This is a genomic window from Halorubrum sp. SP3, from assembly GCF_005435195.1.
Taxonomy (GTDB): Archaea; Halobacteriota; Halobacteria; order Halobacteriales; family Haloferacaceae; genus Halorubrum; species Halorubrum sodomense.
Genome location: NZ_SGTU01000002.1, coordinates 204705 through 226712 on the forward strand (window position 1 = coordinate 204705; position 22008 = coordinate 226712).

The window sequence follows — 22008 nt, forward strand, 5'->3', positions numbered from 1 at the left end:
CCGCTGTCGGTGACACGTCACATGTGAACATGCCCCTATACGACCGAATCCTGGTTCCGACCGACGGCTCCTCGGAGGGGGAGCTGGCGGTGTGCCACGCGCTCGACCTCGCCGCGGTCCACGGGGCGTCGGTCCGCGCCATCTACGTGGTCGACACCGCGCGGTACGCCGGAATGCCGATGGAAACGACGTGGGAAGGCGTCGGCGACCTGCTGTACGACGACGGAGAGGCCGCCCTCGAAACGGTGCGGGAACTGGCCGCGGACCGCGACGTCGACGTCGAGACCGCCGTCGTCGAGGGGTCGCCGAGCCGCGAGATCATCACGCAGGCCGAGGAGGCGGACTGCGACCTCGTCGTGATGGGGACCCACGGGAGAGGTGGGATCGACAGGCTGCTCCTCGGCAGCGTCGCGGAGAAGGTCGTCCGCGGTTCGTCGGTCCCGGTGTTGACCGTCCGGATCGGCGACGGGGAGGAGCCGCCGAGCGCCGCCGAATCGGAGAGCGCGACCGAATCGGCGAACACGAGCGGCTCCGCGGGCGACGAGGAGTCCGCGACCGCGAGCGGGACGAGCGCGGGCGAGACGGGCGCCGCCGGGACCGACGCGGACGGCTCGGTCTCCGACGCGACGGAAACCGGGTAGGCGGACGCAGCGGCCGGCGCCTCCGCCGTCCCGAGTCACTCCGCGTCGCGGAGGTGTTCGCAGTCGCCCGCGTGGACGCGCCGCCGCCCCTCGTCGGTGTCGACCACGAGCGCGCCCGGCCCCGCGACGTCGACCGCGGTTCCCTCCACGACCCCGTCCGCGGCCTCGACGCGGACGCGCCGCCCGAGCGTGCTCGCCCGCTCGCGCCACGCCGGGAGGACCCCGTCGAGCGCCGCGGGCGACGCCGTCAGCGCCGCGTAGCGTTCGAGCAGCGTCGCGGCGAACCGCCGCCGGTCGATCGGTTCCCCGCGCTCCGCCGACAGCGACGCCGCGCCCGCGGGCAGCGTCTCCGGAACGATGTTCGCGTTGACCCCGACGCCGACGACGAGCCAGCCGACGCGGTCGGCCTCCCCCTCCATCTCCGTGAGGATCCCCGCCAGCTTTCGACCACCGCGCCCGGTCGCCTCCGGGTCGGCGCCGTCGTGTCCCTCGCCAACGTCACCCTCAGCGTCCTCCTCGCCGCCGACGAGCACGTCGTTCGGCCACTTGATGTGCGCGTCGACGCCGGCCTCGCGGGCGGCGTCGGTCGTCGCGACCGCGGCCGCGAGGGTGAACAGCGGCGCCCGCGCGGTCGGCACGTCGGGGCGGGTCAGGACCGACAGCCAGACGCCGCCGCTCGGCGCCACCCACTCGCGGTCGAGGCGCCCCCGCCCGCCGGTCTGCTCGTCGGCGACCACGGCGACGTCGGCGGCCCCCGCTCCCGCGAGTTCGCGGGCCCGCTCGTTCGTCGACGCGATCCGATCGCGGTACTCCACCGAGTAGGGGGCGTCGAGTCCGAACGCGATGCCCGGCCCGGAGTAGCCAGGATCGTCGGGGGGCACGTACCCGTCCGGCGTCGACCCGATCGCGAACCCCTCCTCGCGGAGCCCCTCGACCGCCTTCCAGACGGCCGCCCGTGAGACGCCGAGCGAGTCGGCGAGGGCGGGGCCGGAGACCGGACCGTCGTCGGCCGCGAGGGCGTCCAACAGCGCGCGCCGCGTGTCCATACCGCCCGTTCCGACGCCCGCGCCGAAAGCCGTTCCGGGTCTCGGAGGCTCAGTCGGGCCCCGGAGGCTCAGTCGGGCCCCGGAGACTCGGTCGGGCCCCGGAGACTCGGTCGGGCCCCGGACGCTTTGTGTCCGGCGCGCGAAGGGGCCGTGATGACCGACCGCGACGGCGGCGGTGGCGGCGACGACCGGCCGACCGACGGGGCCGAGACGGTCCGGCTCACCGTCGTCGACGGCGACGACCGCGTCGAGATCGACGCCGAGCGCGGTCGCACCCTCCGCCGGGTCCTCCTCGACGCCGGCCTGTCGCCGTACGCGCCCGCGACGCGCCGCCTCAACTGCGGCGGACGGGGGCTCTGCGCCACCTGCGGCGTCCGCGTTCGCGAGGGACCGCCGGCCGATCACTGGCACGACCGCCTCGCCGACCGGTTCGGTTACCCACGGCTCTCCTGTCAGATTTCGGTCGACCGACCGATGACGGTCGGGCTCGTCGACAAGCGCGTGTGGGGCGGGCGGCGAGCCGACACGCGGGCCGAGAGAGAGGACTCGGACGAAGGGGGTTGAGCGCGGCGAGCCGAGGGCCCCCACACCTCGTTTCCGGTGAAACGGCGAACGGTAGCGCGTCACACGCGACCGCGCGGCGACGGGCGGCACTGGCGTCTACTGCGGCGCGAGGCGACACGGGCGCCCGCCGCGGCACAAAAGCCAAGTCCGCGGGCCCGAACCGTCCGGTATGCAACCCTCCAAGGAGCGCGAGTCGTCCGACGACCCGATGGACGATCTCGACGACCTCCTCGACGACGACCTCGCGGGCGGCGAGGGGGAGTCCGGCGCCGATTCCGGCGGCGCCGCGGCGACCGACACGGGCAGCGAGACCGCGCGGGGCACCGGGAGTACCGGTGGCTCCGGCCGGATCGGCGTCTCCGGGCGCTGGTTCTCGGGGAAGGCCTTCGCGCTCGCGCTCGTCGCGGTCGCGATCGGGGTGTTCATCGGCGGCCTGATCCCGCTCATCGGCGGGACGATAGGCACCGCGGGGGGCGTGTTCCTCGCCGCGTTCCTGCTCGGCCTCGCCCTGTCGACGCGCCGGTACGTCGAGACGGGGATCGCCGGGGCCGCGGCGGGCGCGGCGAGCGCGGTGACGAGCGTCCTCGGCGTCGGGTTCCTCCCGATCGGCATCGACTACCTCTCGCAGTGGGGGCTCCCGCTCCTCGCGGTCGGCGGGGGCGTCGGATTGGTACTCGCGCTGCTCGGGCACTACTTCGGTCGCGACCTCCGTGCGGGGCTGAGTCAGGACATCGAGGGGTGAACGAGGGCGCACGATTCGGCTCAGGGGGTTCGAAACGCGCCGACCGTTGGAGCCGAACGACCCCCGCGAGGGGGGAGTCATCGAGAAGGCCTGTCCGACCTCGACACGCCGACCGAGGCGCTGACGGGCTGACGGCCGAGCTCACTCCGGGTCCGGAACCAACGAGGACCCGACGGAGCGCTCGACGTATAAGAGCGCCACCAGCCCGAGGATGATGACGGTGTACGACACCGCTGCGAACAGCGCCCCCTCGGTCGAGGCGTACTCGGAGGTGCGGAAGATGATCACCTTCCGGACCATCGCGATGACGCCGGTGTATATCACCAGCCTGACGATCCGTCGAGTGTCGCTCTGTTCGATGTAAGCGACGACCGTCTCGTACACCTCGACGATGATGAGCAGCAGCAGGCCGGTCTCGATGAAGCCGACAACCGTGTTCGGGTCGGTGATCGCGCCGGTGGGGACGGACTCGGCGATCTGGATCGCGAGATCGACGACGCCGATGCCGAAGAGGAGGGCGAAAAGCGCCGCCGCGGCCAGTTCGACGCCGTGGATGAAGCGGTTCGTCGCGGCGGAGACGCGGTCGCCGCGCGCCTTCGCGACGGATGGGTCGGGCGTCCGGTCCGGCGAGGACGGGTCGTCCGGCGGGTCGGCCGGGGGCGAGTCTGCCATCTGGATTCCCTCGTGGCGAAGCAGGTCCTCCCGACACGTAAAGAGCGGGCCTAACCGACCCAGCGCACGCTACGAGCGCTTGCCTATCTCCTCGCGCAACACGTCGGAGACGACCTCGCCGTCGGCCTTCCCGCGGAGCGCGCCCATCGCCTCGCCCATCAGCCCGGAGAACGCGCCCATCCCCTCGGCCTCGATCTGGTCGGCGTTGCGCTCGACGACCTCCGCGACCGCCTCGCGGACCTCGTCCTCGCTCACGCCCGAGAGGCCCGCCTCCTCGACGGCCTCCGCGGCGGACAGCTCGGGGTCCTCCGCGAGCGTCGTCAGCACCTCGGGGACCCCCTCCTTCGCGAGGTCGCCGTCCTCGACGAGGTCGAACAGGGCCAGGAAGTGGTCGTCGCTGAGCGCCTCCACGGGCGCGCCGTCGCGCCGTATCTCGGTCGTCGTCGACGCCAGCGTCGACGCCGCGAAGGTGGGGTCGACGCCGCGCTCGACCGCCGCCTCGAACAGCGGGAACCGCTGGCCGAACGCGACCTGCTCGGCGAGGCCCGCGTCGAGGCCGAACTCGTCGGCGTACCGCGCCGCCTTCTCGTCGAGCAGTTCCGGCGTCTCCACGTCCGAGGGGTCGGGCTCGACCGGCGGCACGTCCGTCTCGGGGTACATCCGCGCGGCGCCCGGCAGCGGCCGAAGGTAGCGCGTGGTCCCGTCGTCGTTCGCGCCGCGGGTCTCCTCGGGGACGCCCTCGATGGCGGTCTCGGCGCGCTCGGCGGCCGCCTCGATCGCGAGGTCGGCGGTCTCGGGGTCGGCCGCGACGATGGCGACCGCGTCGCCCTCGCCCGCGCCGACCGCGTCGCGGAGCGCGTCGACCTCCGCCTCGGTGACGCCGTACGCCGGCAGCTCGTCGGTGTGGAAGATGCCGCCCGCGCCGTGGCGCTTCGCGTGGTCCGAGAGCTCGGTCCCGAGCCGGCGGTCCGGCTGAATCTCGCGGCCGACGAGCCCGTCGAAGCCGAACAGCGGGGCCGCGGTCACCTTCCCGCCGGCGTCGAGCGCGCCGCGGATGACCCCCGACTCCGTGTCGGCGAAGACATCGGTCACGTCGGCGACGTCGCCGACGCTCGCGTCGCGCTCACGGAGCTCGTCGCGGATTTCGAGCAGCTCCGCCTGCCGCCCGACCTCGCCGCGGACGATGTCCTCGATCCCCTGGAGGTCCTGGACGCCCTTCACCTCGACGCGGGCGCCCTCCGCGATGGAGACGTTCACGTCCTGGCGGATCGTGCCGAGGCCGCGCTTCACCGCCCCCGTCGAGCGCAGCAGCATCCCGATGCGCTCGGCGGCCTGGCGCGCGCCCTCGGGGCTCCGGATGTCCGGGCCCGTCCCGATTTCGACCAGGGGGACGCCGAGGCGGTCGAGCGAGTAGACGACGCCGTCGTCGGTCTCCTCGACGCGCTTCGCGGACTCCTCTTCGAGCATGAGGTCGACGACGGACACGGACCCCGACTCCGTCTCGATCTCGCCGTCCTGCCCGAGGAGGATCGAGCGCTGGAAGCCGGAGGTGTTCGAGCCGTCGATGACGAGCTTCCGCATGACGTGCGCCTGGTCGACGACCGAGAGGTCGAGCAGGTCGGCGATCTGGAGCGCCACGGAGAGCGCCTCGCCGTCGACGCGCCGCGGCGGCTCGTCGTCCTCCTCGACGAGGCAGGTGGTATCGTACGCGAGGTAGGTGAACTCGCGGTCGACGCGGCTCTCCTCCATCGCGGCGTCGTCGAGCTCGCCCAACTCGCTCTTCGTCGGGTGGAGCCGCCGGGTGATCGACCGGTCGGACTCCTCGGGGTCGCGCTCGACAGTCGGGGAGTCGCAGAACAGCTTGGTCTCGGTGTCGAGCTGCTGGTGGATCTCCAGCCCGGCGACGAGCCCCAGCTCCTCGTAGTCGTACTCGGGGGTCGCGTCCGTACTCATTACGCCACACTCCGACGGCGCGCGACTAAAAGGGTGGCAGTTCGCGCGAACGACATAGGATCCGGACCGTCGATACTATTTATAAACCACAGGTGCGGTGGCGCGTGCCTGCGAGCGGCCGACAGGCCGCGAGTAGCACGCGCGAGGGAGTCGGTGGTCCGGAGCGAAGCGGAGGGCCACCGACGAGGCTGGGGAGGCGTGAGGCCGCGGTGCTGTGCGGTGCGGGGTGGGACGCAAAGGGGCAGCCGGGAGGGCGGCGCAGACGACGTAAGCACCACAGCGAGCAGCGCGAGCGAGGAGCGCAACGAGTGTGCGCCGCCCTCCCGGCTGGGGCTTTGGCGGTGTTCGCCACCGATCCGCGGGCAGGAGTTTATAAACGACTGACTGGAGCTTTGGCGGTGTTCGCCGCCGATCTGCGAGCAACAATTTATAAGCGAACGGCTGGAGCTTTGGCGGTGTTCAGGACCACGGCATTCCGATCGTAGCTGTCGCTCGTCGCGTAGCGGTCGAAAGGAATTGTGCGTGGGTGCTGTCGTGTAGACAACACCGTGCATCGTGGGGGTGTACCCCGTGCGATGCGTGGGACCGGATTTGAACCGGCGGACCTCTACAGGACAGCGCCCTCAACGCTGCGCCGTTGGCCTGGCTTGGCTACCCACGCTCGCAGTGTTCTGTCGCGTCTCCACGTACCTCTCCCCTAATTAAAAGCCCTTCCATTCGGCGGGACCGTGGCGGGGTTTCGCAGACCGAGGTCGAGCGCCGCGGCCGGCCGCAGCTCGGCGACCACACCCGAACCGCCTCGACCGCAACCGGCACGCGTTTGGGGGTCGCGTTCCACCCCACGAGTATGTCCGACTGGGCCCGCGAGAACGTCTCCGTCCTGACCGCCGTCGCCTCCGTCGTCGCGCTCGCGCTCGTCTTCGGCGCGGTCGGGGGCGCGATCCCGAGTTCGCTCCTCCCGCGCGCGAGCGACGCCGTCCTCGCCGCGATCCCGCACTTCAACGCCGCCGTCTCCCTCACCGCCATCGCGACGATCCTGCTCGGCTGGCGTGCCATCTCCCGGGGGAACATCGAGCGCCACCGGAACTTTATGGTGACCTCGTTCGCGCTGTTCGCCGCGTTCCTCGGCGCGTACCTCTACCGGCTGGTCCACGTCGGGACGACCGAGTTCCCCGGGCCGGAGCTCGTCTACTCGTACGTCTACCTCCCCTTCCTGGCGATCCACATCCTGCTCGCCATCGTCTGCGTCCCGTTCGTCTTCCACGCGCTCTTCCTCGCCGCGACCCGGCCGTACGAGGAGATCTACCACACCCGCCACTCGCAGGTCGGACTCGTCGGGGCGGTCCTCTGGCTGATCTCCTTTACGATGGGGATCGGCGTGTACCTGATGCTGTATCACCTGTACTGAACGACGAGAACGGTTCGGTTCGGTCGGCTACGCGGTCCGGTTCCGCTCGGCCTTCTTGTGTGCAGCGTAGAACAGCGGGACGAGGAGCGCGCCGGCGAAGCCGAAGCCGAGCGCCAGCGTGCCGATGTCGCTCGCGGAGAGGCCGCTCCCGCCGCCCCCGCCGCCCCCGCCGCCAGAGCCGCCGTCACCGCCGTCGCCGCCGATGAGGTCGTCGGCGACGGCGCCGACCGCGACGGCCCCCTTCATCCCGACCGCCCGGTGGGGCTCGCAGACGTAGCGGAACACGTCGCCCTCGCCGGCGTCCGCGAACGTGTACTCGAAGGTCGCTCCCGCCTCCGAGACCGGCTCCCCGCTGTCGAAGGTACCGTTCTCCTCGACGACGTTGTGGCCGCCGCCCTGTCCGGTCCACTCCCAGATCACCGTCGTTCCGGGGTCGACCAGAATCGCGGGCGGGTCGAACCGCAGGCCGTTCTCGCCCGCGCCGACCGAGACGGTGACCTCGCTCTGCCCGCGGAGGTCGCGCGTCCCCTCGTAGTTGCCGACGTTCGCGAACCAGTCCCCGTATCCGGCCGGTTCGCCGCCGGATCCGCCCGACCCGCCTGACCCGCCTGACCCGCCGCTACCCCCCGCTTGCGGGTCGACGAGCTCGTCGTCGACGGAGCCGACCGCGACGGCGCCCTTCATCCCGATCGCCCGGTGCGGGCCGCAGTAGTAGTTGAACGTGTCGCCGTCCGCGGCGTTGTCGAACGTGTATTCGAAGGTCGCCCCCTGCTCGGAGACCGCCGACCCGCTGTCGAAGGTGCCGTCTTGCGCGACGACGTTGTGACCGCCGCCCTGGCCGGTCCACTCCCAGACCACGGTCGCGCCCGGGTCGATGAGGATGGCGGCGGGACCGAACCGGAGTCCGTTCTCGCCCGCGCCGACCTGAACGGTGACCTCGTCCTGCCCGCGGTAGTCGTGGGTACCGTCGTAGTTGCTGACGCCGTCGAGCCAGCCACCGTACTGGGCGGCCGCGGTCCCGCTGCCGGCGGCGACTCCCGCGGTGACCGCCGCCCCGGCGGCCCCGGCGCGGAAGAACCCGCGGCGGCTCATCGACGCGGCGGCGTCCTCGGCGGCGTCGGCGTTCCGTGTCATGTCCCCACGTCTGACCGTGAGCGTATTTAAGCCCCCGATACGTCCCGAGCGGTCGGAGCGGCGCCGAACGTGTGCGGGGTCGCGTCCGAGGGGGCTCCGAATCGTCCGCCGGCGTTCGGGAGTTAATCGTCCGCCGGCGTCGCCCCTGAGACCGGCGCGTCGACGTCGCGGTCGGTCGCCTCTCCCTCCACGTCGAAGGGGTACTCGCCGGTGACGCAGCCGAGGCACAAGTCCGCGCGGCTCTCGCCGAGCGCCTCCGCGACCGCGTCGATCGAGAGGTACGACAGCGAGTCGGCGCCGACCTCCTGACGGATCTCCTCGGTCGAGGCGTCGGCGGCGATCAGCTCGTCGCGCGTCGCCATGTCGATGCCGAAGTAGCAGGGCGCGAGGATCGGCGGCGCGCCGATCCGGAGGTGGACCTCCTCGGCACCCGCCTCGCGCACCAGCTCGACGAGCTGGGTCGAGGTCGTCCCGCGGACGATGGAGTCGTCGATGATCGTGACCGACTTCCCCTCCACCGTCGAGCGGATCGGGTTCAGCTTCAGCCGGACCGCGCGCTCCCGCTCGTCCTGCGTGGGCATGATGAACGTCCGGCCCACGTACCGGTTCTTCATCAGCCCCTCGGCGAACTCCACGCCGCCGTCGTCTGCCGCCCGCGGCTCGCCGTCGGCCGTGGTCTCGCCCGCGGCGTCGGCGTAGCCGGAGGCGAACGCGCGCCCGGAGTCGGGCACCGGCATCACCACGTCGGACTCGACGCCGGACTCCTCCCAGAGCTTCCGGCCGAGCTTCCGGCGCACCTCGTACACGAGGCTCTCGTCGATGACGGAGTCGGGGCGCGCGAAGTAGACGTGTTCGAAGAAGCAGTGGGCGGTCGCGTCGCGCTCGACCAGCTGATACGTGTCGTAGCCGGTTCCGTCGGGGTCTAAGACGACGAGCTCGCCGGGGCGGACGTCGCGGATCAGTTCGCCGTCGAGCGTGTCGATGGCGGCCGACTCGCTGGCGAGCACGTAACCGCCGTCGATTTTCCCGAGACACAGCGGGCGGTTACCGAGCGGGTCGCGGACGCCCAGCACGGTGTCGTCGTGGGTGATCGCCAGCGAGTAGGAGCCGTGGATGCGGTTCATCGTGTGCTTGACCGCCCGCACGAGGTCCTCTTCGAGGAGGTTACGCGCGAGGTCGTGGGCGATCACCTCGGTGTCACCGTCGGAGGTGAACGCGTGGCCCGCCGCCGCCAGCTCCTCGCGCACCCCGTCGGCGTTCACGAGGTTGCCGTTGTGCGACAGGCCGAGCGAGCCGGATTTGAAGGAGACGGAGAACGGCTGCGCGCAGCTCTTGTCGAGGCTGCCGGCGGTCGGGTAGCGCACGTGGCCGATACCGGTGCCGCCCGACAGCGACGCGAGATCCCCCTCCTCGAACGCGTCGCCGACGAGGCCGCGCTCGACGTGGCTGTGCTGTTGGAACCCGTCGTGCGTGACGATCCCGGCCGACTCCTGGCCGCGGTGTTGGAGCGCGTACAGCGCGTAGTACAGCGGTCGCGCGGCCTCCCGGTCCGCGAGCGAGACGCCGACGACGCCGCACTTCTCCCGCGGTTCGTCGCCGCCGTAGTCCCCACCGGCGTTCATGTACGCGAGGGTCGGGCGGGCGGCGATAAAAATCCTCGTGTTCGTGGCGTATCCCCCCGCTTTTCGCTTCGAACTATGCGCGAACGTGTATAATCAAGGGATAGTCGCGGCGCGGTCACGCGGTCCGGGAGACGGCGGTCAGGGCGTCTCCTCGCCGCCGACGAACTCGTCGAGGCGCGCGAAGTAGTCCTCTCGGGGCACCTGGTACGCACCCCGGTAATCCACCTCGCCCGCGACGAACCGCTCCGCGACGTCGACCGCGCCGGCGGCACCGTCCTCACGGCTCCCGTAGGTCTCCGCGACCGCCTCGATCTCGGGCTCTAAGAACAGGACGACGTGCCACTCCTCGGTCGCGTACTGGCCCGATCCGGGCCGGGCGTTCCGGGCGCCGTTCGTCAGGTAGATGGTCGGGAGACACTCGTCGGGGAGGTCGCCGCTCCCGAAGACGTCGGGGCGGTAGACGAGGATCGCCCGCCCGCTGGGCTCCTCGTTCCACAGCCGCCACCCCTCCGGCAGCGATTCGAAGGCCATGACGCCCCCTCGGTCGCGGAGGCTTGAAAACGTCGCGCTCGGGCGATCGGCTTTGCCGTCAGTCAGTTCGGCCCGTTCAATCCACGATGTCCGACCCGCCGGGCGGGAGGAACTCCTGGAGCTGGTCCGCGCTGGCGACCTTGCGGACGAACGACTGGTCGGTGAACCGCTCTTTGAGGTTCCGGTAGGCCATCATCGCGGCGTCGTTCTGCGCGTACATCCCCGGCTCGAAGGTGACGTGCGCGGCCGCGCGGTCGACGACGGCCGAGGGCGGCCCGCCGATTGCCCGGGTGACCGGCTCGCACTGGACGCCGACGGCGATCCGGCAGGGCACGTCCTCGAAGTAGGTGCGGTCGCCGCGGATCACGAAGCTCCCCTTCTCGATGTACTCGCCGCTCTCGGGGGTCTTCGACACCTGGTCCGGCTCGACCATGTACGCGTCGCCCGCGCCGCGGCCGTCCTTCCAGTCCGACGAGTAGGAGACGGCGAACTGCGCGGCCTCGCGCAGCGTCTCCTCGGAGAAGTCGACGGGGTCGGCCGACTCCGACGGGCCGGACGCCTTGAGGATCGTCACCGGCCCCCCGTGCGCCTGCGTGTGGAAGAACCGGTCGTGTTTGCTCATGTACTTCTTCACCAGCTCCTCGTTCTGGTCGGCGTTGCGCCCGCCGATGACGAGGTAGCCCGTGGACGTGCGGAACCAGCGGAACCGCTCGAACCAGTCGTCCGGGCTCCGGATCGGGATCGAGGAGCGCGAGAGCCAGTCGGTCTCGTACGCCTCGTCGTCGCCCTCCCCGTCCGCGCCCTCGCCGCCGTCGCCGCCGCTCTCGTCGTCGGCCTGCTGCTCCGCCCACTCCCGCTTCCGTTCCCTGACCGCTTCCAGCTCCTCGCGGGTCGATTCGATGGCCGCCATCGCGCCCTCCTTCTTCTCCTCGACGCGCTTCGCCTCCCGGTAGAGGCGGTCGGCGTTGACCTCCACGCCCTCGCTCGCGTCGAGTTCGACGCGGGTCGTGCCGCCGTCGGCGTCGTCCGCCTCGGCGTCCGCCTCGTCGAGCTCGACGGTCACCGTCCCCTCGCCGCCGTCGACGTCGACGACGGCCTCAGCAGCCGGAATGCCCCGCTCCGCGCCGGCGTCGAGCGTCTCTGCGATCTCCGCCCACGGCACCTCGTTCTCGCGTGCCTCTCGGACGGTCGAGAGCACCTCGTCGACGAGGTCGTAGTGGGCGTACAGCAGCTCCGCGCGCTCTCGTTCCGCCTGCGCCTGCTCCTCGAACCCCTCGATCGCGCCCTCCTGCTGTTCGATGATCCGTTCCTGTTTGGCGATCTCCTCCTCGAAGTCCGGGCGGGACGCGCCCGCGTCGGCGGGCGCCTCGCCCTCCTCGCTAGCCTCGTTCCCGAGCCGATAGAAATACTCGTCGACGGCGGCGTTGAAGGAGTCGAACCCGACGCTCGGCAGGCCCTCGTGTTCCGCGAGCGGGAAGGGCGTCACGTCGACGACGCGGGGATCCGACCCGTCGTCTCCCGCCTCGCCTCCCCCGCCGTCGACCGACTCCTCGTACACGCGGGGGTCGACGTCGCCCGAGCGGAGCCGCTCGTCGATCCGTGCGAGCGCGTCGTGGAGCGCGCCGAGCTGGTCGTCGGTCACCGCCTCGATCGGCGTCTCCTTCTCGACGCCGGCCCGGGTACACACCTCCTCGGCGTACAGGCCGCCGAGGTTCAGCTGGGTCGCGAGCGTGCGCACCACGTCGCTGTCCGACTCGCGCATGTGGCGCTCGAACCCGCCGTAGCTCACGTCGAGCGGGTTCAGCCGGGAGGCCGGGTACTCGTACTGCGAGCCGGGCGCGACGGTCCGAGACTTGAGCCGGACGGTCGAGAGCGACCCCACCACCTCGCCCGTCTCGTCGAGCGCGGCGACGTTCCCCTGACCGAACAGCTCGGCGACGAGCGTGGTGTTCTGGTCCTCGCGCTCGAACTCGAAGGTGAGGATGCGGTCGAACTCGTACTGCTCGACGCCCGCGAAGTCGGCGCCGGCCATCCGGTTGCGCAGCATCTTCGCGAAGTTCGGCGGGCGACCCGGCGCGTCCGCGACGTGGTCCGGGTCCGCGGCGTGCGCGCGCTTCACGTCGCCCACCTCGATCATGAGCTCGACGCGGCCGCGGTCGAAGTCGCGGAGCTTCAGCCGGAGCAGGTCGTCGTCGTAGAGGTACGCCTTGTCGACCTTCGCGCCCTCGTACCGATTGAGCTCGGTGACGAGCGCGGCGAGGTCGATGCTCGACAGCTCCCGCTTCTGGTCCATACTCCAACGCAACCGGCGGGCCGGAAAAAGGCGTGTCGTTGTGGGGACGAGTCGCGTTTCGTCGTATCCCCGCAGTTACTTCTTTTTTTTTCTTGTTCTTCCCGTTCTTCTTCGCCAGCGACTCGACGGTGTTCAGGGCGTTGATGCGACCGGCGCCGAGCTCGGGGTCGCTCTTGCCGTTCACAAGCTCCGCGCCCTGCTGGATCGCCTGCTCGACCTGACTCGAACCCGCGTTCGGTTCGAGTTCGCGGACCAAAGCTGCGAGCCCTGCGACCTGCGGCGCCGAGAACGACGTGCCGGCGATGTACACGTACGCACCCCGCTCCAGCGGGTAGGTGGTGAACACGAGGTTCGTGGGGAACGGGAACGGCGTGTCCGTCGAGAGCGTCTTTTCGAGCGTCTCGTAGCCGCCGCCCGGCGCCGCAACGTCGATTTCGTTCGTGCCGAAGTTCGAGTAGAACACCAGTTCGTCGTTCGGTCCGGTCGCGCTCACGCTGAACGCCGCCGGGACGCTGTTCGGGAGGCTGAACCCGCCGCCCTGCTGGAGGTTACCTCCCGCGTTGCCGGCGCTGGCTGTAACCACGGTCCCGCGGCGCACCGCGCTCTGGAACACGGTCTGGATCGCGGCGCGGATACCGCCCTGGTTAGCTTGAGGCGGAAGAACGCCTGGAACGCCGAGGCTGAAGTTCGCGACGTCGGCGCCGACCGCCGCGGCGTAGTCGATCCCGGCGAATATGTCGATGAAGCGCGCACCGCCCTCGTCCGGGAACACGCGGACCGGGATCAACTCGGTGTCGGGTGCGACGCCGACGATCCCTTGGTCACCGGTCGCGCCGACGACACCGGCGACGGCCGTCCCGTGGCCGCGCACCTCGTCGTCCGCGCCGTCGGTGGCGCTGGCGTCCTCGGGGATGAACGTCGCCGCGAGGTCCTCGTTCACGTTGCCGAGGTCGGGGTGATCGAAGTCGATCCCCGTGTCGACGACCGCCACGCTCGTGCCCTCGCCGGTCGCGAACTCCCGCGCCTCGCCGGCGTCGATCCGACGGTTGTCCCACTGGAGTTCGGCGAATGCGGGCTCTTCGTCGGTCTCGTCCGGGTCAACCACCTGGCGGTCGACGGGCTCGGTGAAGTCGAGCCTGACGTCCCGTGAGACCGCGGACACGCCCGCGACGCCCGAGAGGTCGCTCTCGGCGTCCGCCGGTCCACGAACGCCGAGGATCTCTCCGTCCGCGACGGTGCGGAACACCTCGAACCCGGCGTCCGCGACCGCGTCCGAGACGCCGTTCCCCTTCCCGGTGACGACGTACTCCACCGACCCGTCGCTCGCCGAGGCGAGGCCGGCGACCGAGACCGAGGCGCCCGCCGCGCCGATACCTTTCAACAGCGTCCGTCTGTCGAGTAACATGGTAACTATCCCCGTGCGGGGTATGCCGTGCCACGGACCGAACTCATTTAAATAATTTGGCTACCGAGTAGTTGTTTTAACGTCACAGGTAGAGTATTATACTCGTTGCGTGGACGACGAAGGGCGACGCGGCGGGCGCTACAACCGCTTCGACACGTACGGCCCGTCCTGCCGGTAGCCGAGCTTGTTCCGGTAGTACTCGCGGGCGCCGATGCCGGAGATGACGGCGATTTTCCCGTACCCGGCCTCGCGTGACAGTTCCTCGGCGCGTTCGAGGAGTCGCGTCCCGTACCCCTGGTGCTGCCAGTCGCCGTCGCCGCCGATGCCGACCTCGTTGCCGTACACGTGGAGCTCGCGGACCAGCGCGGCGTCCTCGAGTTCGCGGCGGATCGGGTCGCCCTCGGTGCCCGCCGCGCCCGGCTGGTCGGGGGCGAACGAGGGGAATCGCAGGCGACAGAAGCCGACGAGGAGGTCGCGGACGGGGTCCTCGAAGGAGATGAAGTGCTCCGTGCCGCCGCCGGCCTCGTAGGTCAGCACGTCGAGTTCGACGTCGTCGGGGTCCGGGTCGGCGTCGTTGTGCCCGACCTCCCGGGCGCGGATATCGTGCTGGACGATCCCCTTCTCCTCGGCGCGCTGGGCCGCGAGCTGGCGGAGGTTGGACTTCTGGACGCCGGCGTCGATGAAGTCCGCGGGGATGTCGCGCTGGACGCGCTGGAGCCGCGTGTACTTCGGGATCAGGTCCATGACCTCGGCGACGACATCGGCCGCCTCCTCGCTCGTGAGCGGGTCGAAGTCGTCTCGGCGCCAGCGGTCGTACACCCGGGTTCCCTCGACGACGAGCGTGGGGTAGATCTTCAGGTAGTCCGGGCGCCAGTCGGGATTGTCGAACAGCTGCCGGAAGTCCTCCAGACACATCTCCCGGGTCATTCCCGGCTGGCCCGGCATCATGTGGAAGCCGACCTTGAACGCGGCGTCGCGCAGGCGGCGGTTGGCGTTGCGGGAGGCCTCGTTTCCGTGCCCGCGGTGCATGTCGCGGTTGATCCGCTCGTAGGTGGTCTGGACGCCGACTTCGACCTTGGTACCACCGAGATCGAGCATCCGGTCGATCTGCTCGGGGTCACACCAGTCGGGTTTCGTCTCGAAGGTGGTGCCGATGTTGCGGATCTCGTTCGTCTCGTTTTCCGCGATCACGTCCTCGAGGTACTCGAACTCGGTGTCTTCCGGCGCGGGCGCGAACGACTCGCCCTCGGCCGGCTCCGGCTCCTTGTCGAGGTCGTAGTCGTTCATCGCCTGGAGCGCGCGCTTCACGAACCACTCCTGGTAGTCGTGCGAGCGCGCGGTCATCGTCCCGCCCATCAGGATGAGCTCCACCTTGTCGACCGGGTGGCCGATCTTCCGGAGCTGTTCGAGCCGGAGGGTGACCTGCCCGTACGGGTCGTAGTCGTTCTGCTCGCCGCGCGCGGCGGCGGGCTCGTGGCCCGTGTACGACTGCGCCGAGGAGAACTCCGAGGCCGGACCGCCGGGACAGTAGAGGCACTTCCCGTGGGGGCACAGCTCGGGGGAGGTCATGATCGCGACCGGCGAGACGCCCGAGGCGGTCCGGACGGGCTTGCGCTGGACCACCTCGATCACGTCGTCGCGCGCCTCGGACGGGGCGTGGTCGAGGATCTCGGTGTTCTTCGGCACCTTCGGGGAGCCGAACTCCGAGCAGGCGTCGAGCTTGGCGCGTTCGAGGTCGTCGCGCTCGATCTCGCCGTCGAGGATGCGATCGACGAGGTGCTCGCAGGTGCGGACGAACGCCTCGGAGTCGGTGGCATCCGCGGCGGCGTCGTCGCCCTCGCTACCGGCGTCCCCGTCACTCGCCGCGTCGGTACTCATTACGCTCCGATCGACGGGTTTCGGAGTTAAGCGTGTCGCACCGATTCGTGAGAGGGGTGCGCGTCGGCAGCAGAGCGGGAGTCGGCGCCACGGCTCCGACCGCTCAACGCCGCGTTTTCCGCCTCGACGAAACGAAATTCGAGTTCTCGACCGCTCGGCTATACGAGGGCTTCAGATCTGACAAATTGGCGAGCGACACCACCGAAGCCCCAGCCGGGAGGCGGGCGCACGCTCGCTGCGGTCCTCGGTTGGTCGCTCGCTTCGCTCGCTCCCGCCCTGCGGTCCTTACTTCGCCTGCGCCCGCCTCCCGGCTGCCCCTTCGAGTCCCACCCGACCACGACCGCACAACACCTCTCCCCTCCCCAGCCTCGTCAGTCGCCGTCGCTTTGCTCCGGCGACTGACTCCCTCGCGCGTGCCGCTCGGCCGCGGTGCGGCCTCGCAGGCACGCGCCACCGCGACCGCACGTTCGGGGGATGGAACCGAACCCGCTCGTTTTAGGCAGGGCGCGGCGTACCCCGCCCCGTGTTACGGAAGGACCTCCTGCGCGTCTCCCGGGCGGGCGGCGGCTACCGCCCGCAGTTCACCGGCCGGGAACACCGCCCGCTCGCGGCCCGCGTCCTCGGGACGTTCGAGTCGCACGTCGGCGAGCGGCGCGGCGACCTCGACGACGCGCTGGCAGACCTGGAGGCCGACGCCGCCGCCCGGAACGGCGACTTCAAGCTCGTCCGCGGGCTCGCGGCGCTCGTCGAGCGCGAGTGCGAGTTCGAGACGCGCGCGCCGGTCCCGCCGCGTCGCGTCCGGCGGGCCGCGTTCGAGGCGGCCGAAGCGGTCGGCGTCGCGAACGAGGCGGACCGGGAGGTCGCGGTCGAGCGCGCCGCCGACGCGCTCGGGATCGGCGCGGGCGAGGTGGAGGCGTCGCTGTACGCCGACCGCGACGTCGAGCAAGTGCTCGTCGACGCCGACGTGCGCTGGGACCCCGACGCCCTCCTGGAGCAGTACGATCTTTCGCTCGCCCAGACCGCGCTCTTCGACGCCACTGAGGTCCGGGTGCGGTCGAACGACCCGAAGCGGCTCGTCTCCGCCATCAAGCGACTCCGACTGATGTACGAGGTGAAAAAGACTCCGGACGGCCGCGAGCTCGTCGTCACCGGCCCGGACCGGCTGTTCTCGCGCACCCGCCGCTACGGGACCGCGTTCGCGCGGCTGCTCCGAACGGTCGCGGAGTCGGCCGAGTGGTCGCTGGAGGCGACGATCGACGACCGCGGGCGCGAGCGCACGATGCGCCTCTCGGACGGCGACGTGACCGTGCCGGACGTCGAGCCCGTCGCGGAGCCCGACTTCGACAGCGGGGTCGAGGCCGACTTCGCCGGGCGGGTCCGCGGGCTCGACCTCGACTGGACCTTGGTACGGGAGCCCGAACCCCTCGAAACGGGCGCGAGCGTGATGATCCCGGACTTCGCGTTCGACTACGCCCACGCCGACTTCCGGCTCTTCTTCGAGGTGATGGGCTTCTGGACCCCCGAGTACGTCGAAAAGAAGCTCTCCCAGCTCGCGGACGTGGAGGACGTGGACCTTCTCGTGGCCGTCGACGAGAGCCTCGGCGTCGGCGAGGAGATAGCCGCGCGCGACCACCGCGTCGTCACCTACTCGGGGACGGTGCGCGTGAAGGACGTGGTCGACGTGCTCCGCGAGTACGAGGACGAGTTCGTCGCGGACGCGGCCGCCGCCCTCCCCGATTCCCTCTCGCCCGACGCCGACGCGATCGGACTCGACGACCTCGCGGACGAGCGCGGCGTGAACGTCGAGGCGATAGCTGACAAGGCGTTCCCCGACCACGAGCGCATCGGGCGGACGCTCGTGCGGCCGGCGGTGTTGGCGGCGATCGACGACGAGATCGAGGCCGGGATGGCGCTCTCGGCGGCCGAAGCGGTCCTCGACGATCACGGCATCGACGACGCGAGCGCGGCCCTCTCGCGGCTCGGCTACCGGGTCGAATGGGAGGGGCTCGGCGGGGGAACGGTTCGGGAGAAATCGGAATAACGTATTTAACTAAGTGCCGTGGCGCGCGCCTCCGAGCGCCCAGCGGGCGCGAGTAGCGAGAGACCGGAGGTCTCTCTGACAGCCGGCGGCTTCGCCGCCGGCGAGAGCGCGTGCGAGGGAGTCGCCAGCGCTTTTAACCGCGAGCGACGAGGCCGGGGAGGCGTGAGGTGTCGTGCGGTCGCGGTCGGGTGGGACTCAAAAGAGCAGTCGCGAGGCCGCCGTAGGCGACGTAAGCACCGCAGGGAGCGAGCGAAGCGAGCGACTGAGGAGCGCAACGAGCGACTGAGGGGCGCAACGAGCGTACGGAGGCCTCGCGGCTGGGGCTTTGGAGGTGTTCACCGGAGAGCCGCAATCAACCACTCATAAATAACAAAACGGTTCGCTAACCTGTTCAGTCACTCCACGACGGGCAAGTCGGCCCGACTGCCCTTCGGGACCACGGAGCGCAGTTCGTCGTATAAATACAGCCCGACCCCGATCGGCACCGACTCGCCGGCGACCTCGTGGGTCGCGATGAGGTAGCCCCAGTCGCCGTCCCACTCGGGGAGGTCCTGATCGTCGCCGGCCGCGAACCGAGACGCCTGCTTGGGGTCCAGTTCGATCACGTTCTTCGTCGCGCGCGATCCGAACCGCGAGACCGCTCGGCCGGTCGGCTTCCAGTGCTCCTGTCGCGTCCGGAGGAAGGTCATCCCGATCGCCTCCACCCGGCTCGGGTCGGTCGCCTCGCCGTTGAAGATCCAGACCTTCCCGGCGCCCTTCTCCCAGAAGCTGTATCCTTCGAACACCTCCGGGCCGATCTCGAACCGTTCGTCCCACCAGTCGAGGACCTCCGCGCGGCTCGCGCGGCCCTCGACCTCGCGGTCGGCGGGCGTCTCGGGGAGGCGGTCGAACCGCTGGCCGTCGTTGGTGGGGGCGTCGTCGGTCACGCTCCGACCCCCGTATTTTTGTTCCCCCCCACGCGCAGCTTCGCGCAAAAGAACCCGCCCGTGTCGTTGCGGTGCGGGTAGATGCGCTTCGCGCGCGTCACGGACTCGTCGTACGTCTCGCCGTCCCACTCGGTCACGCCGGGGTCGGTTTCGAGCGGGAAGTCGAACTCGACCAGCTCGCAGTCCTCGTTCGCGAGGACGTGGTCGAGGACGGCCTCGTTCTCCTCGGGCGCGAACGTACACGTGGAGTAGACCACGACCCCCCCAGGTCTGGTCGCCTGGACGGCTCGCGCCAGGACACCCTTCTGGATCCCCGCGACCGCGTGGACGTGGTCGAGCGTCCACTCGTCGAGGACGTCCGGATTCTTGCGGCAGGTGCCCTCGCAGGAGCAGGGCGCGTCGACCAGCGCGCGGTCGAACTCGTCGAACGCGAGCGGCCTCGTCGAGAAGTTGCGGGCGTCCTGGTTCGTGACGACCGCGTTCGTGATCCCGAGTCGCTCGGCGTTGTGCCGGAGCGCGGAGAGCCGCCCGAGGTTGTTGTCGTTGGCGACGAGGGTGCCCTCGTCGCCCATCGCGTCCGCGATCTGGGTCGTCTTGCTGCCGGGCGCCGCGCAGGCGTCCCAGACGCGCTCGCCGGGCCGCGGGTCGAGCGCGAGCGTCGGCAGCACGGACACCTCCTCCTGCCCGTGGGTCCAACCGTGGACGTACGGCCAGTTACCGCCGGGGTTGCCGTCGGGGAGGCGGAAGAGGCCGTCGTGCCAGTCGACCGGCTCGTGGGCGACGCCCGCCTCGTCGAACGCCTCGCGGACGCGGGCCGGCGTCGCCGCGATCCGATTCGTGCGCACGACCGAGGGGAGCGGGCGGTCGCACGCCGCCCGGAACGCGTCGACATCGTCGACGAGCGACTCGTATCGGTCGAGCGGGTTCATGACCCACCTTTCGCCCCGGGCGGTTAGACCGTTTCGGGACTCGCTCGGCCCGGCTCGCGCCCCACCTTTAGGTCCGCGCCCCGCGTACGCCCGGCCATGGCCCGTATATCCACCGTCGAGGACGTGTCGCTGGACGAGCCGACGCTGGTCGAGGGGTTTCCGGGCGTGGGGCTCGTCGGCAAGATCGCGACCGACCACCTGATCGACGTTCACGGGATGATCCACTACGCGAACGTCCACTGCGACGGGCTGCCGCCGGTGGCGGTGTACCGCGAGGGCAACGCCGCGGCGACGACGCCGGTGCGGCTCTACGCGGACCCGGAGCGGGACCTCGTCGCGCTCCGCAGCGACGTGCCGGTGAACCCGGCCGCCGCGTCGAAGGTCGCCGCGTGCCTCGGCTCGTGGTTCGACGAGACGGGGCTGTTCCCCGTGTTCCTCTCCGGACTCGGCCGCGAGAAGGACGACGAGCCGCCGGCGCTGTACGGGATCGCGACCGGCGACGGCGGCGAGGCGCTCGCTCGGGCCGAGGTGGAGGCCCCCTCGGAGTCCGGGCTCGTCTCGGGGCCGACCGGCGCGATGGTCGCGGCGGCGCTGGAGCACGACCGCGACGCCGTCGGGCTCGTCGTCGAGTCCGATCCGAAGTTCCCCGACCCCGAGGCGGCGCGGCGGCTCATTCTCGACGGGATCGACCCGATCGCGGGCACGGAGACGCCGACCGACGGGCTCGTCGACCAGGCGACCGAGATCCGCGAGGCGAAACAGCAGCTGGCGGAGCAGATGCGACAGGCGAACGAGGAGAGCTCGCAGGCCGAGCCGCTGAAGATGTTTCAGTAGGGGTCAGTCCGCGGAGTCGACTCCGGCGTCGGCCTCCAGCTCGTCGAGGATCGGCCGGTACTTCAGCTGGACCTCGTCCCACTCGCGGTCGGGGTCCGAGTCGGAGACGATGCCGACGCCCGCGAACAGCGTCGCGCGTCGCCGGCTCGCGACGGCCGAGCGGATCGCGACCGCGAACGCGCCGTTGCCCGCGGCGTCGATCCAGCCCACCGGGGCGGCGTACCAGCCGCGGTCGAACGGCTCCGTCTCGCGGATCGTCGCCAGCGCGCGGTCCGGCGGGAGCCCGCCGACCGCGGGCGTCGGGTGGAGCGCCTCGACGAGGTCGAGGACGTGGCGGTCCGCGTCGAGCTCGGCGGTAATCGGCGTGTGGAGGTGCTGGACCGTCGCGAGCCGCCGGACGCGGCGCTCGCCCGCGGAGACCGACGCCGCGAACGGCTCGAGCTGGTGCCGGACCGTTTCCGCGACCAGCTCGTGTTCGTGGACGTTCTTCTCGTCGTCGAGCAGCTCGCGCGCGAGCCACTCGTCTTCGGTCGGCGTCTCGCCGCGTCCGGTCGTCCCGGCGAGGGCGTCCGTCTCGACCGTCCGGCCGCGCAGCGAGACCAGCCGCTCGGGCGTGGCGCCGAAGAAGGCGCTCTCCCCGGCGGCCGGCTCGAACCAGTAGCGGTGGCAGTCGGGGTACTTCTCGGCGAGGCGTTCGAGCGTCGCCGCGCGGGGGAAGTCGGCCGCGAGGTCCGCCTCCAGCGCCTGCGCCAACACCACCTTCCGGAGGTCGCCGTCGCGGATCCGGTCGACCGCGGCGCCGACGCTCTCGCGCCACGCCTCGCGGCTCGTCGTCCGACGGCTCTCGCTGATTCCCGGGCGGGGCGAGCGGGCCGCGGAGCCGTCGACCGCGCCGTGGTCGGCGTCACCGAGCGCGGCGAACCGCTCGACCTCGCGCGCCAGTCGGTCCTCGACTGCTGCCGCGTCGGCGTCGGCACCGACCGCGTTGACGGTCAGCCACGTCCCGTTGTCGGCGACGGTCAGTTGGGTCCGAGGCAGCACGAACCGAGCCTCGGGAAACGGCCCCCACGGGTCGCCGTCGCAGGCCCCCTCGTGGAAGGCGAACCCCCCGAACACGCGCGGGCGGGCCGCCTCCGTACCGGCGTGGACGTCGCCGGCTTCGAACAGCTCCGTCGCCGCCTCGCGGATCGACGCGAACCGGTCGCTTCCGGCCGCGGTCAGGGTCGCCGCCGCGCCGCCGCCGATCACCAGCGCGTCGTCGGGGGCGCTCCAGACCGTGCGCGGGGCGGAGAGCGCGTCGAACGCCGCCGCGAACCCCGGCTCGTCGACAGCTGTGGTCCGGCTGACCAGCGGCGGCGACGACCGGGAGCGCGCCTGATCCATGCGTAT

17 protein-coding genes, 1 tRNA gene and 1 pseudogene are annotated in these 22008 nt (G+C 71.0%); 6 read left to right on the forward strand and 13 right to left on the reverse strand.

The annotated features are described in order from the left end of the window. Nucleotides 1–29: 29 nt before the first annotated feature. A complete protein-coding gene (locus EXE42_RS02420) occupies nt 30–641 on the forward strand; it encodes a universal stress protein (RefSeq protein ID WP_092923046.1) in 612 nt (203 codons plus the stop codon). 35 nt (nt 642–676) lie between these two features. On the opposite strand, the gene EXE42_RS02425 is transcribed toward EXE42_RS02420, so the two are convergent. Beyond that, nucleotides 677–1687: a biotin--[acetyl-CoA-carboxylase] ligase gene (locus EXE42_RS02425; protein WP_092923049.1), complete on the reverse strand. Its 1011-nt coding sequence runs from the start codon at nt 1685–1687 to the stop codon at nt 677–679. A 153-nt stretch (nt 1688–1840) separates the two neighbouring features. Here EXE42_RS02425 and EXE42_RS02430 point away from each other — a divergent pair, with 153 nt between their 5' ends. Beyond that, on the forward strand, nt 1841–2251 hold the full coding sequence (locus EXE42_RS02430) for a 2Fe-2S iron-sulfur cluster-binding protein (protein ID WP_092923053.1): 411 nt from the start codon (nt 1841–1843) through the stop codon (nt 2249–2251). Between the two features lie 169 nt (nt 2252–2420). Continuing rightward, nucleotides 2421–2993 (forward strand): hypothetical protein, encoded by a 573-nt coding sequence (locus tag EXE42_RS02435; RefSeq protein WP_092923056.1) that lies wholly within the window; start codon nt 2421–2423, stop codon nt 2991–2993. A gap of 141 nt (nt 2994–3134) precedes the next feature. On the opposite strand, the gene EXE42_RS02440 is transcribed toward EXE42_RS02435, so the two are convergent. The 3 genes from EXE42_RS02440 to EXE42_RS02450 form a co-directional block, all read right to left on the reverse strand. Next, nucleotides 3135–3665: a phosphate-starvation-inducible PsiE family protein gene (locus EXE42_RS02440; protein WP_137705822.1), complete on the reverse strand. Its 531-nt coding sequence runs from the start codon at nt 3663–3665 to the stop codon at nt 3135–3137. Between the two features lie 69 nt (nt 3666–3734). Further along, nucleotides 3735–5618 (reverse strand): Glu-tRNA(Gln) amidotransferase subunit GatE, encoded by a 1884-nt coding sequence (gene gatE / locus EXE42_RS02445; RefSeq protein WP_137705823.1) that lies wholly within the window; start codon nt 5616–5618, stop codon nt 3735–3737. A 576-nt stretch (nt 5619–6194) separates the two neighbouring features. Continuing rightward, nucleotides 6195–6279, reverse strand: a tRNA-Leu gene (locus EXE42_RS02450). A 186-nt stretch (nt 6280–6465) separates the two neighbouring features. Here EXE42_RS02450 and EXE42_RS02455 point away from each other — a divergent pair. Next, complete coding sequence (locus tag EXE42_RS02455) at nt 6466–7026, forward strand: DUF420 domain-containing protein (protein WP_092923065.1); 561 nt, start codon at nt 6466–6468, stop codon at nt 7024–7026. 27 nt (nt 7027–7053) lie between these two features. Here the strand turns inward: EXE42_RS02455 and EXE42_RS02460 are convergent, their stop codons facing one another. The 6 genes and pseudogenes from EXE42_RS02460 to EXE42_RS02485 form a co-directional block, all read right to left on the reverse strand. Next, nucleotides 7054–8160 carry a halocyanin domain-containing protein gene (locus tag EXE42_RS02460; RefSeq protein ID WP_137705824.1) on the reverse strand — a complete coding sequence of 369 codons (1107 nt, stop codon included), beginning with the start codon at nt 8158–8160 and terminating at the stop codon, nt 7054–7056. A 122-nt stretch (nt 8161–8282) separates the two neighbouring features. Continuing rightward, entirely contained in the window at nt 8283–9782 is a 1500-nt protein-coding gene (purF, locus tag EXE42_RS02465) for an amidophosphoribosyltransferase (protein WP_137705825.1), read from the reverse strand. A 138-nt stretch (nt 9783–9920) separates the two neighbouring features. After that, nucleotides 9921–10313 carry a DUF5820 family protein gene (locus EXE42_RS02470; RefSeq protein ID WP_092923074.1) on the reverse strand — a complete coding sequence of 131 codons (393 nt, stop codon included), beginning with the start codon at nt 10311–10313 and terminating at the stop codon, nt 9921–9923. A 76-nt stretch (nt 10314–10389) separates the two neighbouring features. Further along, nucleotides 10390–12606, reverse strand: coding sequence for a ribosome rescue protein RqcH (gene rqcH, locus EXE42_RS02475; protein ID WP_137705826.1), 2217 nt, complete (start codon nt 12604–12606; stop codon nt 10390–10392). Nucleotides 12607–12814: 208 nt separating this feature from the next. Beyond that, nucleotides 12815–14011: pseudogene (locus tag EXE42_RS02480) on the reverse strand (S8 family peptidase); the annotation flags it as partial. Nucleotides 14012–14149: 138 nt separating this feature from the next. Beyond that, complete coding sequence (locus tag EXE42_RS02485) at nt 14150–15889, reverse strand: tRNA uridine(34) 5-carboxymethylaminomethyl modification radical SAM/GNAT enzyme Elp3 (protein WP_137693205.1); 1740 nt, start codon at nt 15887–15889, stop codon at nt 14150–14152. A gap of 523 nt (nt 15890–16412) precedes the next feature. Here EXE42_RS02485 and EXE42_RS02490 point away from each other — a divergent pair. Next, nucleotides 16413–17930 (forward strand): DUF790 family protein, encoded by a 1518-nt coding sequence (locus tag EXE42_RS02490; protein WP_137705827.1) that lies wholly within the window; start codon nt 16413–16415, stop codon nt 17928–17930. A 395-nt stretch (nt 17931–18325) separates the two neighbouring features. Here EXE42_RS02490 and EXE42_RS02500 read toward each other — a convergent pair whose 3' ends face one another. After that, nucleotides 18326–18856, reverse strand: a complete 531-nt coding sequence (locus tag EXE42_RS02500) for a hypothetical protein (RefSeq protein ID WP_137705829.1) — start codon at nt 18854–18856, stop codon at nt 18326–18328. Further along, nucleotides 18853–19785, reverse strand: coding sequence for an RsmB/NOP family class I SAM-dependent RNA methyltransferase (locus EXE42_RS02505; RefSeq protein ID WP_137705830.1), 933 nt, complete (start codon nt 19783–19785; stop codon nt 18853–18855). Before EXE42_RS02505 ends, EXE42_RS02500 begins: the two co-directional genes overlap by 4 nt. A gap of 96 nt (nt 19786–19881) precedes the next feature. Between EXE42_RS02505 and EXE42_RS02510 the strand changes: the two genes are divergently transcribed. Beyond that, nucleotides 19882–20619 (forward strand): proteasome assembly chaperone family protein, encoded by a 738-nt coding sequence (locus EXE42_RS02510; RefSeq protein ID WP_092923095.1) that lies wholly within the window; start codon nt 19882–19884, stop codon nt 20617–20619. A 3-nt stretch (nt 20620–20622) separates the two neighbouring features. Here the strand turns inward: EXE42_RS02510 and EXE42_RS02515 are convergent, their stop codons facing one another. Next, the gene (locus EXE42_RS02515) at nt 20623–22002 is read right to left on the reverse strand and encodes an isochorismate synthase MenF (RefSeq protein ID WP_092923097.1); all 1380 of its coding nucleotides are present in this window, start codon (nt 22000–22002) and stop codon (nt 20623–20625) included. Between the last annotated feature and the right edge of the window lie 6 nt (nt 22003–22008).

Excerpts from the sequence above, each read along its gene's own strand:
- EXE42_RS02420 (WP_092923046.1), top strand. The coding sequence starts at position 30 with ATGCCCCTATACGACCGAATCCTGGTTCCGACCGACGGCTCCTCGGAG.
- EXE42_RS02425 (WP_092923049.1), bottom strand. The coding sequence starts at position 1,687 with ATGGACACGCGGCGCGCGCTGTTGGACGCCCTCGCGGCCGACGACGGT.
- EXE42_RS02430 (WP_092923053.1), top strand. The coding sequence starts at position 1,841 with ATGACCGACCGCGACGGCGGCGGTGGCGGCGACGACCGGCCGACCGAC.
- EXE42_RS02435 (WP_092923056.1), top strand. The coding sequence starts at position 2,421 with ATGCAACCCTCCAAGGAGCGCGAGTCGTCCGACGACCCGATGGACGAT.
- EXE42_RS02440 (WP_137705822.1), bottom strand. The coding sequence starts at position 3,665 with ATGGCAGACTCGCCCCCGGCCGACCCGCCGGACGACCCGTCCTCGCCG.
- gatE (WP_137705823.1), bottom strand. The coding sequence starts at position 5,618 with ATGAGTACGGACGCGACCCCCGAGTACGACTACGAGGAGCTGGGGCTC.
- EXE42_RS02455 (WP_092923065.1), top strand. The coding sequence starts at position 6,466 with ATGTCCGACTGGGCCCGCGAGAACGTCTCCGTCCTGACCGCCGTCGCC.
- EXE42_RS02460 (WP_137705824.1), bottom strand. The coding sequence starts at position 8,160 with ATGACACGGAACGCCGACGCCGCCGAGGACGCCGCCGCGTCGATGAGC.
- purF (WP_137705825.1), bottom strand. The coding sequence starts at position 9,782 with ATGAACGCCGGTGGGGACTACGGCGGCGACGAACCGCGGGAGAAGTGC.
- EXE42_RS02470 (WP_092923074.1), bottom strand. The coding sequence starts at position 10,313 with ATGGCCTTCGAATCGCTGCCGGAGGGGTGGCGGCTGTGGAACGAGGAG.
- rqcH (WP_137705826.1), bottom strand. The coding sequence starts at position 12,606 with ATGGACCAGAAGCGGGAGCTGTCGAGCATCGACCTCGCCGCGCTCGTC.
- EXE42_RS02485 (WP_137693205.1), bottom strand. The coding sequence starts at position 15,889 with ATGAGTACCGACGCGGCGAGTGACGGGGACGCCGGTAGCGAGGGCGAC.
- EXE42_RS02505 (WP_137705830.1), bottom strand. The coding sequence starts at position 19,785 with ATGAACCCGCTCGACCGATACGAGTCGCTCGTCGACGATGTCGACGCG.
- EXE42_RS02510 (WP_092923095.1), top strand. The coding sequence starts at position 19,882 with ATGGCCCGTATATCCACCGTCGAGGACGTGTCGCTGGACGAGCCGACG.
- EXE42_RS02515 (WP_092923097.1), bottom strand. The coding sequence starts at position 22,002 with ATGGATCAGGCGCGCTCCCGGTCGTCGCCGCCGCTGGTCAGCCGGACC.